The 13517-nt window shown below is 55.2% G+C and carries 14 protein-coding genes; 6 read left to right on the forward strand and 8 right to left on the reverse strand.

The features are described 5' to 3' along the window. Window positions 1-10: 10 nt before the first annotated feature. On the reverse strand, window positions 11-1720 hold the full coding sequence (locus AC8GFP_RS05545; RefSeq protein WP_506611077.1) for an FAD-dependent monooxygenase: 1710 nt from the start codon (window positions 1718-1720) through the stop codon (window positions 11-13). Window positions 1721-1903: 183 nt separating this feature from the next. Here AC8GFP_RS05545 and AC8GFP_RS05550 point away from each other — a divergent pair, with 183 nt between their 5' ends. The 3 genes from AC8GFP_RS05550 to AC8GFP_RS05560 all read left to right on the forward strand — a co-directional run bounded on the left by AC8GFP_RS05550 (window position 1904) and on the right by AC8GFP_RS05560 (window position 4410). After that, window positions 1904-2326: a rubrerythrin family protein gene (locus tag AC8GFP_RS05550; protein ID WP_506611079.1), complete on the forward strand. Its 423-nt coding sequence runs from the start codon at window positions 1904-1906 to the stop codon at window positions 2324-2326. 109 nt (window positions 2327-2435) lie between these two features. Then, complete coding sequence (locus AC8GFP_RS05555) at window positions 2436-3785, forward strand: (Fe-S)-binding protein (RefSeq protein WP_506611081.1); 1350 nt, start codon at window positions 2436-2438, stop codon at window positions 3783-3785. 34 nt (window positions 3786-3819) lie between these two features. Further along, entirely contained in the window at window positions 3820-4410 is a 591-nt protein-coding gene (locus AC8GFP_RS05560; protein WP_506611083.1) for a DUF3501 family protein, read from the forward strand. A 3-nt stretch (window positions 4411-4413) separates the two neighbouring features. On the opposite strand, the gene AC8GFP_RS05565 is transcribed toward AC8GFP_RS05560, so the two are convergent. The 3 genes from AC8GFP_RS05565 to AC8GFP_RS05575 are packed head-to-tail and all read right to left on the reverse strand — an operon-like array spanning window position 4414 to window position 5254. Next, the gene (locus AC8GFP_RS05565; protein ID WP_506611085.1) at window positions 4414-4746 is read right to left on the reverse strand and encodes a type II toxin-antitoxin system prevent-host-death family antitoxin; all 333 of its coding nucleotides are present in this window, start codon (window positions 4744-4746) and stop codon (window positions 4414-4416) included. Then, the gene (locus AC8GFP_RS05570; RefSeq protein WP_506611086.1) at window positions 4730-4987 is read right to left on the reverse strand and encodes a type II toxin-antitoxin system RelE family toxin; all 258 of its coding nucleotides are present in this window, start codon (window positions 4985-4987) and stop codon (window positions 4730-4732) included. Before AC8GFP_RS05570 ends, AC8GFP_RS05565 begins: the two co-directional genes overlap by 17 nt. Before the next feature lie 27 nt (window positions 4988-5014). Next, entirely contained in the window at window positions 5015-5254 is a 240-nt protein-coding gene (locus AC8GFP_RS05575; protein ID WP_506611088.1) for a DUF1272 domain-containing protein, read from the reverse strand. A 123-nt stretch (window positions 5255-5377) separates the two neighbouring features. Between AC8GFP_RS05575 and yaaA the strand changes: the two genes are divergently transcribed. From yaaA to queF, 3 genes are read left to right on the forward strand one after another with little or no spacing between them, the layout of a single operon-like run. After that, a complete protein-coding gene (gene yaaA / locus AC8GFP_RS05580) occupies window positions 5378-6154 on the forward strand; it encodes a peroxide stress protein YaaA (RefSeq protein ID WP_506611090.1) in 777 nt (258 codons plus the stop codon). A gap of 5 nt (window positions 6155-6159) precedes the next feature. Further along, window positions 6160-7047 carry an alpha/beta fold hydrolase gene (locus tag AC8GFP_RS05585; RefSeq protein WP_506611092.1) on the forward strand — a complete coding sequence of 296 codons (888 nt, stop codon included), beginning with the start codon at window positions 6160-6162 and terminating at the stop codon, window positions 7045-7047. Further along, a complete protein-coding gene (queF, locus tag AC8GFP_RS05590; RefSeq protein WP_506611094.1) occupies window positions 7044-7889 on the forward strand; it encodes an NADPH-dependent 7-cyano-7-deazaguanine reductase QueF in 846 nt (281 codons plus the stop codon). Before AC8GFP_RS05585 ends, queF begins: the two co-directional genes overlap by 4 nt. Before the next feature lie 3 nt (window positions 7890-7892). Here the strand turns inward: queF and AC8GFP_RS05595 are convergent, their stop codons facing one another. The 4 genes from AC8GFP_RS05595 to AC8GFP_RS05610 are packed head-to-tail and all read right to left on the reverse strand — an operon-like array spanning window position 7893 to window position 13479. After that, window positions 7893-8729: an enoyl-CoA hydratase-related protein gene (locus AC8GFP_RS05595; protein ID WP_506611096.1), complete on the reverse strand. Its 837-nt coding sequence runs from the start codon at window positions 8727-8729 to the stop codon at window positions 7893-7895. Further along, window positions 8707-9972: a DNA polymerase IV gene (dinB, locus tag AC8GFP_RS05600; RefSeq protein WP_506611098.1), complete on the reverse strand. Its 1266-nt coding sequence runs from the start codon at window positions 9970-9972 to the stop codon at window positions 8707-8709. Before dinB ends, AC8GFP_RS05595 begins: the two co-directional genes overlap by 23 nt. 5 nt (window positions 9973-9977) lie before the next feature. After that, window positions 9978-11351, reverse strand: coding sequence for a M48 family metallopeptidase (locus AC8GFP_RS05605; protein ID WP_506611100.1), 1374 nt, complete (start codon window positions 11349-11351; stop codon window positions 9978-9980). After that, entirely contained in the window at window positions 11329-13479 is a 2151-nt protein-coding gene (locus tag AC8GFP_RS05610; protein ID WP_506611102.1) for a xanthine dehydrogenase family protein molybdopterin-binding subunit, read from the reverse strand. Before AC8GFP_RS05610 ends, AC8GFP_RS05605 begins: the two co-directional genes overlap by 23 nt. Between the last annotated feature and the right edge of the window lie 38 nt (window positions 13480-13517).

Genomic DNA, 13517 nt, shown 5'->3' on the forward strand with positions numbered 1-13517 from the left:
ATCCATTTGTTCAATGCAGGGCCAAAGATTGGGCAATGGCGTTGACGAGTTTGCTGTCGATGTGTTGCCCGCGGGCTGCCAAATACGCATCTGGGCGCAGCAAGGCCCAGCCATGGCCCTCTGCACCACAGGCTTTGCGCAGCTGCTTGCCTTTGTCCACAATGTGTTCCAAGGCATCGCCTCGCGTTTTATGCACCACTTGCACAATGCGCACGGGCGTGCCCATGCTCAGCAAGGCCAGCTTTTGCATCTGGGTGCGTTTCAAAGCGCCAAACACCAGCAGCAGCAACCTGCCATCGGCCCATTGCAACAAATCACTCAAACTGCCTGCGTGACCTTTGGCAAATTGAAACCCCACGTTTTGCATCATCCAACCGCCTTCAGGCCTGCAAATATCAGACACTGCATAGCGGTTCGCCTCGGCCATGCGGCCGGTGTTGATCAAGGGGCGGGCAAAGGCATGGTGCTTGGCCAAGCCAATACTGGCATCACGAAACAATCGTTCCACACCTTCGGGCGCCCGCAAATAACGCGCTGTGCGGTTGGTGACTTGCACATTGCGCTTGGCCGCTTGCAAGCGTTCTTGACCGTAACTGCTGAGCAAGCTTGCAGGCGCATGGCCGCGCATCACGGCCGCCAATTTCCAAGCCAGGTTGTCGGCGTCCGCGATGCCTGTGTTGCCACCACGCGCCCCAAACGGACTCACCACTTTGGCCGTGTCGCCAATGAAAAACACCCGCTGGTGTTGCAATTGATGCAGGCATTGTGATTTGTAGGCGTAAGGGCCGACCCACACAATGTCGCACTTCACGCCCTTGCCAAACTGCTTGGCCAAGCGCTCGCGCACCACGTCTTCGCGGCTCACATACGCCGGGTCCGCATCCGGGGCCATTTGGTAATCGATGCGCCAGACATCGTCGCCCATCAGGTGCTGCCAAACAGCGCGGTTGTCGTTGAATGGCGCTTCAATCCACGTGTGGCGTTCGGGTGGCGGCGTGTCTTTGAAGCGCACATCGGCAATGCACCAACGGTCATCGCCGCGTTTGCTGTCCATGGTGACGCCACACCAAGCGTGGAAGGGTGTGTGTGAGCCGGTGGCGTCAATCACGTAGCTGGCTTCCAGGGTGTAACTGCCTTTGGGCGTGTTCACCACCAAGGAAGCGCAACGTTTGTCTTGCTTGAACTTCACCACCTTGGAGGACCAACGCAGGTCGATATTCGCCCCCGCTTGATTCAAAGCTTGGATTTGCTCAACCAGATACATCTCTACATAAAACTGCTGAATATTGATGAATGGGGGCTGCTTGCTCACGGCAAATTGCTGCTTGTCTCGCAAGTCGAAAGAAAACACTTCATCCTTGCCCGCAAATGTGCGTCCGACTTGCCAAGCCACGCCTTTGGCTGCGATGCGTTCAAAGATGCCCAGCCGGGCAAAGATTTCCAGTGATTGTTGGGTGTAGCAAATACCCCGCGATGAAGCGCCTTTGACGCCGACCGAGTTGTCTTCATCCAGCACAACGGCAGGCACGCCCAGATGCGCCAGCTTGCAAGCCAAGGTAAGACCGCTCAAGCCTGCGCCCACAATCACGATGGGGTGGTGTTTCACAGTCCCCGTTCGCAATTCATCCGGCACCACAAAGGGATAGTGCGGCAGCTTGTAGTTGCTGATGGAAACGGATGGCGCAGGCGGCAGCTTGGGGGCGCGGATGGTTTTGCTCATGTCGGTTCAGTTTACTTGGCCGCTTCTTTGATTGAAGCAAGAAGGCCAAAATGAAACTCTGATAGATAAATTGCATGAAGAGGATTGAAAGGCTCGATTGGACGCTTGTCCCAGACAAGGAGTAACCTTGTACAGACTTTGGCAATCAGGTCAAAGCTCGTAGATCAACTAAGGAGATATTTCATGGCAGCACTCAAAGGCTCCAAGACGGAAGAAAACCTGAAAGCCGCTTTCGCAGGCGAATCACAGGCCAACCGCCGTTATTTGTATTTCGCAAACAAGGCCGACATCGAAGGCCAAAACGACGTGGCCGCTTTGTTTCGCTCCACCGCTGAGGGCGAAACAGGTCATGCACACGGCCACCTCGAATGGCTTGAGCAATGTGGCGACCCTGCCACTGGCTTGCCAATTGGCGCCACCCGTGACAACCTGAAAGCCGCAGTGGCTGGCGAAACCCACGAGTACACCGACATGTACCCTGGCATGGCCAAAACCGCACGCGAAGAAGGCCACGACGAAATCGCCGATTGGTTTGAAACTTTGGCCAAGGCTGAGCGTTCACACGCCAACCGTTATGCCAAAGCATTGGCTGAATTGGTCGATTGATCGTTTTTCAGCATTGAGGGTTGGGCGTTGCGCTTCTTGCAGCGCCCCTCTCTGAGTATTGACAGACGACCGCCGTCTTACTTGCATACCCCCTGAAGGAACAAAAACCATGGCACGCGAAGGCAGCTTGGAAGCACCCACACGCCATCCCCTGGATTGGCTCAACCCCGACTTTTATAACGAGGAAGCCTGTCTCACCGAGATGGAGCGCATTTTTGACATCTGTCACGGTTGCCGCCGCTGCGTGAGTTTGTGCGGCTCTTTCCCCACGCTGTTTGACTTGGTGGATGAAAGCCCCACCTTGGAAATGGACGGCGTGGATAAAAAAGACTATTGGAAAGTGGTCGACCAGTGCTATTTGTGCGACCTGTGCTACCTCACCAAGTGCCCCTATGTGCCACCGCATGAATGGAACCTGGATTTCCCCCACACCATGTTGCGGGCCAAGGCCATCAAGTTCCAAAAAGGCGAAGTCACAACAGGCGAAAAATTCTTGGCCTCCACCGACATGCACGGTCAATTTGCCGGTATTCCCATCGTGGTGCAAGCGGTCAACGCCCTGAACAAAACCAGCATGGCCCGTTCTGTCATGGAAAGCGCTTTGGACGTGGACAAAGACGCGTGGTTGCCCGAGTTGGCCACCAAAAAATTCCGCAGCCAAGCACCCAAAGCCAAGTCAAACAACGTGGTGAACGGCGAAAAAACACCCGGCAAAGTCGTGATTTATTCGACCTGCTATGTCAATTACAACGAGCCCGGCATTGGCATGGATTTGCTGAAAATCCTTGACCACAACGACATCCCTTACGAATTGGTGTCCAAAGAAAAATGCTGCGGCATGCCCAAGCTCGAGTTGGGCGACTTGAAATCCGTGGACGAGAACAAGCAGATCAACATCCCCATCTTGGCCAAGTATGCGCGAGAGGGTTATGCCATCTTGAGTGCCGTGCCTTCCTGCACCTTGATGTTCAAGCAAGAACTGCCACTGATGTACCCCAACGATCCTGAAACACAGCTCGTCAAATCGCACATGTGGGACCCGTTTGAGTACCTGATGGCCCGCAAGCGCGATGGTTTGTTGAAAACCGAATTCCCGCAAAGCTTGGGCAACATCAGCTACCAAATTCCTTGCCATGGTCGGGTGCAAAACATCGGCAAGAAAACCGAAGAAATGCTGAAGATGATTCCGGACACCACCATCAACACGATTGAGCGGTGCTCGGGCCATGCAGGCACCTATGGCGTGAAAAAAGCCACCCATGCGTACGCCATGAAATTGGCCAAGCCGGTGGTCAAGGCCATGGCCACCATGAAGGACGGCAGCACCCCAGACTACATCAGCTCGGACTGCCCGCTGGGCGGCCACCACATCGCCCAAGGCTTTGAGGCCAGCGGCCAAGCCGTGCCCGAACTTCAACACCCCATCAGCCTAGTAGCCAAAGCCTACGGCCTGAAGTAATCGGGGTCAGATTCCAATTCTTTGAAAGCAAGACATGCAACTCACCGGACACATCACCGCCGACAACCTGATGAGCCTTGAGGCCTACAGCAAATTCCGCAAGAACCACAAAGCCGAGGTGCTGGCGCACCGCAAGCTGCGCTCGGTGCATTTGGGCGAGCACATCACTTTGCAGTTTGAAAGCGAAACCACCATCCGCTATCAAATTCAAGAAATGCTGCGGATTGAAAAAATCTTCGAAGAAGAAGGCATTCAGCAAGAAATTGATGCCTATGCAGCCTTGGTTCCCGAGGGCAGCAACTGGAAAGCCACCATGCTGATCGAGTACCCCGATGTGAACGAACGCAAGCGCGAATTGGCGCGGCTCATCGGCGTGGAAGACCGCATGTTCATTGAAGTGGAAGGCCACGCGCGGGTGTATGCCATTGCGGATGAAGACCTGGACCGCGAAAACGATGAAAAAACCTCTGCGGTTCACTTTGTGCGGTTTGAGTTTGACTCTGCCACCAAGGCCGCCATCCAGGCTGGTGCTGCTGTGAAATTGGGTTGCGATCACACCAACTATCCGGCCCACACAACCATCGCAGAAGACGCTTTGGCATCCTTGGCTGGGGATTTGAAATAACTGTTACCAATGAAGTTGATCCAAGGATAGTCCAAGCGCTTTGCCAACTTTTTCCAAAGTTGATTTGCGTGGATTTTTGACCCGTTCCATTTGGGCATAAGCTGACTGAGAAATATTCATGCGCGTTGCCACGTCTGCTTGAGTAAAGCCAAGGTGTTCTCTCCAAGCAGCCATGGGTGTTAAATCTTTGTCAAAGGATAAATTCACAACACGATTGGGGACAGTACTCAGGCTGCTAGCTGAGCCCATTTTTTTAAAATCTTCATAGGGCAAAACAACGAATGCAGGCTTCCCATCCTTGCCCAAAATGATTTGGAAATCAGTACGTGCGTTCATTTCGTTTCCTTACTTCTTCAATCATCACAACGTGAATGGATGCATCGTATTCAAAGAATACGCGGAATGAACCCACCCGCAAGCGATAACTGTATTCATGGTCTTTCAACGCTTTCACGTTGCGCGATTGGTTCAAATCAGATAATTCGTCAGTCACTGCAGCTCGAATCTTGGCCCCATCTTTGGGGTCGATTTTGCGCAACTGTCGAAGCGACTTTGGAAGCCAGTTGATTTGATTCAAGATTGATTATAAGTAATTTATAAGTATTTATGCGCAATATTGCTGCTTCATAACTCGATCTTGTGAGGCTGGATATTTGGCTAATTTGCTCTCAGGGCGGACAGAGTGATTTAAAAGTTCACCGCCACAATTGGGACAAATTCCGTTTAGATGTATCTCAGCAGACGACTTGCAAAATGTGCATTCGAATGAGCAGATGAGTGCTTCTCTTGACTGCGGAGGCAGGTCTTTGTCGCAGCATTCGCAGTTTGGACGCAATTCAAGCATGTCTGTCCTTGATAGGGGGATGTCAGATGGCCCAATATTAAGATCATCAAAAGTCGTTCTTGTGCCTGAATTTCCATAAATGAAAATGATTGCAATACCTTGTATGCACAGATAATGCTCTCCATGCTTTTCCTGCTGTCTCCTGCCAAAACCCTCGATTACGAATCCCCGCTGCCAACGGTGCAAGCCAGTGCACCACAGTTTGTGGCGCAGTCGGCAGACCTGATCAGCACCCTGAAAAAGAAGACGCCCAAGCAAATTGCGGACTTGATGGACTTGAGTGCGCCTTTGGCACAACTGAATGCCGATCGCTTCAAAGCTTGGTCCCCCGCGTTCACCAAGGACAACGCCCGACCTGCGGTGCTGGCTTTCAACGGCGATGTTTATGAAGGACTGGACGCCAAGAGTTTGAAGCCCAAAGAATTGCAATGGGCGCAAGACCATCTGGCCATCCTGAGTGGTTTGTACGGGGTGTTGAAACCCTTAGATTTGATGCAGCCGTATCGCCTCGAGATGGGCACGTCGCTCAAGCATGGGAAAGCCAACAACTTGTATCAATTCTGGGGTTCGCAACTCGCCCAGCACCTGAATGCCCAACTGGCCAAAGAAAAAGACCCGGTCATCGTCAATTTGGCGTCGCAAGAATATTTCAAAGCCGTAGACCGCCAAGTCTTGCAAGCGCGGGTGATCGAGTGCGTGTTCCAAGACCATAAAAATGGCCAGTACAAAATCATCAGCTTCTTTGCCAAACGCGCCCGTGGTTTGATGGCTCGCTTCGCTATTCAACACCAACTGAAAACACCGCAAGCCTTGCAAAACTTCAACCTGGAAGGCTATGCCTTCGCCCCCAGTGTGTCCAGCGACGATACTTTGGTCTTTCGCCGTCACATCAACGATTGAACAAGATGCAAATATTTGCCAATGGCTTGCGCCTGGAAGTGGAAGACACGGGAGAGCGGGATCGACCAGCGGTGTTGCTGATCGCGGGCATGTCCATGCAACTCATCGTCTGGCCCGATGACATGGTGCATCAACTGCACCAAGCAGGGTTTCGAGTGGTGCGGTTTGACAACCGCGACATCGGTTTGTCGCAGTCCATGGATGAAGCCCCAACACCAAATCTGCTGTGGTTCATGTTTCAGCAAAAGTTGGGCCTGAAACCCCAAACTCCCTACAGCGTGCAAGACATGACCCAAGACGCCTTGGCCGTTCTGGACCATTTGAAAATCCAGCAAGCCCATTTGGTCGGCGTCAGCATGGGCGGCATGATTGCCCAGCGCTTGTGCCTGACCGCGCCCGAGCGTGTGCTGAGCCTGACCAACATCATGAGCAGCAGTGGCGCGAAGGGCTTGCCTGGCCCCAGACCGGCCATGCGGCGCATCCTCATGACGCCACCTGCGTCGGGCTCAGAAGCCGCGCGGCAGCATGGCTTGCGTTTTGTCAAAGCCTTGGCGGGGCCGGGTTTTGAGCACCCCGAGGGCTCGCAGCAAAAACTGGTGGACGACTCCAACAAACGCAGTGTGCGACCCATGGGGGCCTATCGGCAAATGCTGGCGGTGATGGCCGACCGCGACCGCGCTGCAATGCTGCACAACATCCATGTGCCGACTTTAGTGATGCATGGCAAAGCCGACCCCTTGTTGCCTTATGCCTGCGGTGAAGACATTGCCAAACGCATTCCGAACGCCAAACTGATGGGCATCGATGGCATGGGCCACGACTTTCCACCCGGCGCGGTCAGTCTGATGATGAACCGCTTGCTGCCCTTCTTGAACGCCCACACGCCTGCATGAACTCCCCTGAACAATCCCAGCTGGGCAAGGCCGCAAGCTATGCCGACCATTACGACCCCAGCTTGTTGTTCCCCTTGCCCCGAGCTACGCAACGAGAACAACTGGGCATCACGGGCCAGCCGGTGTTTGTTGGCGCTGATTTGTGGACCGCCTATGAGCTGAGTTGGTTGAACATGCGTGGCAAACCGCAAATCGCTTTGGGTCGCTTGGTCGTGCCTTGTGAAAGCACCCATTTGATCGAGAGCAAATCTCTCAAGCTTTATTTCAACAGTTTCAACAACAGCCGGTTCGAGTCCCTGGCGCACGTGCGCAAAGTGATGCAACAAGACCTGAGCGAGGCGGTCTGGCGCGGTGGTCCGATGCAAGCGGGAGTGGGCGTGCAGTTGCTGTTGCCAGAACAATTTGCCCTTGAAAAAGTGCAAGAGCTTGAAGGCGTGGATTTGGACCGCTTGGATTTGGATTGCACCGAATTCCAACCTGCGCCACAGTTGCTGAAAGCGGCCAGTCATGAAAAGCCCGTGACCGAAACCTTGTGCAGCAATTTGCTCAAAAGCAACTGCCTGGTGACTGGGCAACCCGATTGGGGCAGTGTGGCCATCAGCTACAGCGGACCGCAAATTGAACAAGCTGGTTTGTTGCAATACCTGGTGAGCTTTCGCAACCACAACGAATTTCATGAGCATTGCGTCGAGCGCATCTTCATGGACATTTGGACGCGCTGTCAGCCCAGCAAGCTGAGTGTGTATGCGCGTTACACCCGGCGTGGCGGCGTGGACATCAACCCTTGGCGCAGCAGCCACCCGCAAGCCATGCCGCCCCATGTGCGCAACGCACGGCAATGAGCCTCAGTCTTTGAACGACTTGAGCTCCGCCAAATCAGGATAGTGGCCGGTGCGTTTGGCTTGAAACGCCTCAATCGCTTCTTGCACATGGCGGTTGCTCCAAATGCCGCTTTGCAACCAACCCATTTGTTTCAAAGCATCATCGGTGCTGTGGTCGCGGGCATAGTGCAGGGCTTGCTTGGTGCCCGCGATGGCAATCGGTGGTTTGCTGGCAATCTCTTTCGCGGCTTTCATGGCGGCTTCCAGGGCGCTGGCTGCATCGGGCAAGACCTGGTTCACCAAACCGTGTTGCAAGGCTTGTTCAGCACCCATGCGGCGACCGGTGTAGGCCAGTTCTTTGGCCACCGCCATCGGAATGAGTTTGGGCAAGCGCTGCAAGGTGCCGACATCGGCCACCATGCCGATGTTGATTTCTTGGATGCAGAAAAACGCATCGGCGCTGGCATAGCGCAAGCAACAAGCCGTCACCATGTCGACTGCGCCACCAATGCATCCCCCTTGAATGGCGACGATGACGGGAATGCGCAGGTTTTCCAAACGCGTGAAGGTGGACTGCAATTCCCACAACAAATCGGCAATCGCGGCGCGTCCTTCCGCGCTTTGATCGTCCATGCTGACCGACGCCCCAAAAGCGTCAAGGGACATGCCTGCACTGAAATGCTTGCCGGTGCTGCTGATCACCAAAACCCGGGCTTGCGGGTTGGCGTGGAGTGAGTGCAAGACGCTATCGAGCTCGCGCCAAAACACCATGTGCATGGTGTTGAGTTCGCTGGGCCGGTTCAAAACCAAGTGCGCGATATGGTTTTCAATGCGCAGTTCAAAACAGGTCAGCTTGCTCATGGTGTGTCTCTTTCTTTGGGGCAGGTTCTCGGGCAGTCAGGGCAGAGGATAAGGGGTTCTTGGCTTCGTCGGAATCGGCTTTGACCAAGGCACCCACGCGCACACCCAACAAGCGCAGTCGGCGTTTCAAGTCCACCCGTTTCAAACACAAACCACCCACTTGTCGAATCTCCAAGGGGTTGGCGGTATAGTGGTCCATCGTTTGGTCGCGGGTCACACTTTTGAAGTTGTCAAAGCGCAGCTTGATGCCAATGGTTTTACCCACGTAGCCTTTGCGTTGCAAGTCGGCCGCCACTTGTTGGCACAGGCGGGTGAAGATGTCCCCCAATGCAGCGCGGTCGTGCACCACATGCAGGTCCTTTTCGAAAGTGGTTTCGCGGCTCATCGACACCGGTTCGCTGTCGGTGACCACGGGGCGCTCGTCCAAACCGTGCGCCGCATCGTGCAGCCAAGCACCATAGGCTTTGCCGAAATGGGCTATCAGCCAGTCTCGCTCTTTCAAGGCCAGGTCGCCAATGGTGTGGATGCCTTGGGCTTGCAATTTTTCATCGGCTTTGGGGCCAATGCCATTGATTTTTCTGCAAGCCAGTGGCCAGATTTTGCTGGGCACATCTTCTGGGTAGATGATGGAAATGCCATTGGGCTTGTTCAGTTCGCTCGCCATCTTCGCCAACAATTTGTTGGGGGCGACGCCCATGGAGCAGGTGAGTCCGGTGGCATCGGTGATGGCCTTTTGCATCAAGCGGGCCAGCACCCGTCCACCCTCGCGCTGCCCGCCGGGCACGTCGGTGAAGTCGATGTAAATCTCATCCACGCCACGGTCTTCCACCAACGGTGCAATATCGAGGACGATGTCTTTGAAGGTGCGTGAATAGTGGCGGTATTGCGCAAAATCCACCGGCAACAAAATTGCATCCGGACACAGCTTGGCGGCTTTCATCACGCCCATGGCCGAGCCCACGCCAAAGGCTCTGGCAGCATAGGTGGCGGTGGTGATGACGCCGCGGCCCACATAACCGGACAAGCGCGGAAACAGGTCCACAGGAATCTCGCTCAGATGGTCGGCTGTCCACTCGCGTTCAGGTTGCAACAAACGCATCCGGCCCAGCAAATCGTCTTCACGCCGCCGACCGCCGCCAATGACCACCGGCAAGCCTTTGAGTTGCGGGTAGCGCAGTAACTCCACCGACGCATAAAACGCGTCCATGTCCAGGTGGGCGATGCGGCGGGGAAGCACGGGCATGGGGCTTAGAAGATGCCGAAATTGAAGGCGTAGCCAAATTCTGTTTGTGTCTGGTGGGTCCAGACACTGCTGCCGATGAACTGGGCGCGACCCTGGCCCAACTCCAAGTACAAATGGCCGAGGTTGTAATTACCCCAGCGCACACCGGCCGATAATTTTTGTTTGCGCTGGTCATAGCCATCGATGTCTTCTGCGGAGACCCAACGACCATAGACCTGCCAGTTCGGGTTGAACACCCAGCCTAGTTCAGTGAACACACCGCCAAAGTTGCCCCTGATTTGCGGGTCCCCATAGAACAAGGTCAAGCCAGCGTGCAAATTCAAACCCCCTTGTGGGGTGCGGTGCAACATCCAACCGTAGCCCAGGTCGGTGCCAAAACTCACATCCTGTTCGGCATGCACCAGCCGCGTGAACACGGTTTCTGGCGCGATGCGACCCACCAAATACAGTTTCTCGTAGTCGTCGATGTAGTCTTGATTGACTGTCGTTTTGCTGCTCAATGGTTTTTCAGCGGGTGCAACTTTGCCGCTGAGTTCGTAGATGTCGTTGATGTTGTTTTGCTGTTGCCGGACATCGGTTTCGCGGTCTTCCGACAGCGGGTGGGTGCGCAAATAGGTCCAGCGCGGAATCAATTGGAGATAGCCCAAGGCGTCTCTGCTCATCTGTTCTTCTTGGTAGAACTTTTGAAAGGTGCTTTGAGCTGCCGCTGGATTGAAACCGGCCCGCGCCATCAACTCCAAGCCAATGCGATCGGCTTCGGTTTCTTTGGTGCGCGACAGGTTTTTGTCGACACCATAGTCGATGATCATGGCGCTGGCCCAGGGCGACAAGGCTTGCGACAAACCCACACCGGCGGCATAAATGGGCACATAGTTGCTCCAATACTCCCGCATGTGCTCGCGCAGGTTGTGCGCCATCTCATGCGCCAGGATGAAGGCCAATTCGTCTTCGGTGAGCGCCAAGTGCTCAATCAATCCCCGGTAGACCATCACTTTGCCCGCACCCACGGTGTAGGCATTCACCCGGCCACGGTCAACCACATGGATTTCCCAATCCCAAGTGGAGGCTTCAGGATGAATCACGTCCACCTGCGCAATCAAGCGCTTGAACATGGCTTGAACACGTTCATCTTGGTATTGCACGGAAGGTGTGTCCAGCAAACCCTGGGCGCGGTAGAGGGTGCGGTCGGTGAAGTTGCTGAGCTTGCTCACCACATCGGCGGCCACTTGGGGCACGGCCAAGTTTTGTTTTCGATCCACATCCACGGCGGTGGGTCGGGTGCTGCTGCACCCCCCCAAAGCCAGAGAAATCAACAGGCCGAGCCAAGGGCTGAGGCCCGTGGCTGGCAATCTGCCATCAGGTTTTGAAGCTGTACCCATGGTGTCGCAAAGGCAAGGAGCGGATACGCTCTCCGGTGGCGCTGAACAAAGCATTCATGGCCGCTGGAATCACGCCGCCAATCGGTGGCTCACCAACCCCGCCCCAAAAATTCCCAGTAGGCACCAACACGCTGATGACTTCGGGGGCATGGCTCATGCGGGCCAAGGGGTAGTCGCCAAAATTACCTTGCACCACCGCACCTTTGTCGATCGTGATGTCTTCGAACATGAGGGCCGACAGACCCCAAATCACACCACCTTCAATTTGCGCCTTGACAGCATCAGGATGCACCACATAGCCTGAGTCGATGGCCACGGCCACGCGGTGCACATGGATTTCCTTGTCTTGCACCGACAACTCCACCGCTGCTGCTGTGAAACTGGCGTAGGAATCCACAACCGCAATGCCACGGTGAACCCCTTTGGCTGCGGGCTTGTCCCAGCCTATCGCTTTCGCCACGGCATCAAGCACGGCCTGATCTTTCTTCCCTTGCAGCAAAGGGCGGCGAAATGCGTAGGGGTCTTTGCCTGCGGCATGGGCCAACTCGTCAATGAAGCATTCCCGGTAAAACGGGTTGTTGGTGTGCGCCACGGCACGCCAAAAGCCCGGTGGCACATGGAACTGGTTCAGCATGTACTCGTTGGTGAAGTTGGGCACCGCATAGGGGTTGTCGCGAAACACCCGGGTGTTGATCGGGTCAATGCCGTCTTTGATCATGGCTGGCAGGACCGTGATCGCAATCGATTGGTCGGCCTGACGGGCTTCCCAAGCAGTCCACTCGCCGTCTTTGTTCAAGGCACCGCGCAGCTTGACCAGAGAAACAGGGCGGTAACGGCCTTGGCGCATGTCTTCTTCGCGAGACCACATGAGCTTGATGGGTGTGCCCGGCATGGTCATGGCGATTTTCACGGCTTGTATCGTGTAGTCTTGGTGCATGACCCGGCGTCCAAAAGCACCACCGGCGTGCATTTTGTGGATTTGAATCTTGGCCACGGGCAGCCCAGAGGCTTGTGCAGCCGCATTGATGGAGGCCTCTCCGTTTTGCGTACCAACCCACACTTGCAGTTCATCAGGCTTGTAAAGCGCCGTGGCGTTTTGCGGCTCCATGGTGGCGTGGTTGACAAAGCCGGTGAAGTACTCGGCTTCCAACACTTTGTGCGCACTGGCGAAAGCCTTGGTGGCATCGCCGTCTTTGCGGGCAATTGGGGCTTTGTCAGCGGCCAAGTCTTGCTTCAACTTGCGCATGATGCTGTCGCTGTTGACAGCGCCATTGGCGCCGTTGTCCCAGGTCACTTTCAAAGCTTGCACCGCTTTGTGCGCTTGCCACCAATTGCCAGCCACCACCGCCACCCATTCGTCGCTGGTGACGATTTTGCGCACACCCGGCATGTTGCGGGCCTTGCTGTCATCCACGCTTTTGACCTTGCCACCAAACACCGGACATTGGTGAATGGCTGCATGCAGCATGCCTGGCAATTGGATGTCAACAGCATAGAGTTGTGAGCCATCGATTTTGGCTGGCAGGTCCAAGCGGGGAGGCGAGGTGCCAATGAGTTGCCAGTCTTTGGGATCTTTGAGCTTGACATTGGTGGGCACGGGCAAGCTGCTGGCCACGCCCGCCAATTCACCGTAGGTGGCGCGTTTGCCCGAAGGATGCGAAACCACGCTGTTGAGGGCTTGGCATTCCGCTGCAGGCACGTTCCATTGTTGTGCAGCCGCAGTGACCAGCATGGTCCGAGCAGCAGCACCCGCTTGACGCAAGTATTCGTGAGATTCCCGAATACCCCGGCTACCACCGGTGGTCATGTCTTTCCAAATCTTGTCTCGCCGCATGTGTTCGTTGACATTGGCGTACTCGGCGCGAACTTTGGACCAATCGCATTGCAATTCTTCTGCCACCAGCATGGCCAAGCCCGTCATTGAGCCTTGACCCAATTCGGTGCGAGCGATGCGAATGATGACGCTGTCATCGGGCTGAATGACGATCCAATGCGTGACTTCTGTGACACCACTGCTGCCCGCAGCCATGGCGGCGGGCGCCTGGAAACCCAAGACCAAGGCGCCGGAGAGTGCCGAGGCTTGTTGCAAAAATTGACGGCGATCCGGACGTTGCAATGAAGCGGTCATGAAAATCTCCAAGATTGGTAATGAGACTGAAGCTTACG

Origin of the sequence: Limnohabitans simekii (SeqCode) (genome assembly GCF_965234735.1) — a bacterium.
In the GTDB taxonomy this organism is placed as follows: domain Bacteria; phylum Pseudomonadota; class Gammaproteobacteria; order Burkholderiales; family Burkholderiaceae_C; genus Limnohabitans; species Limnohabitans simekii.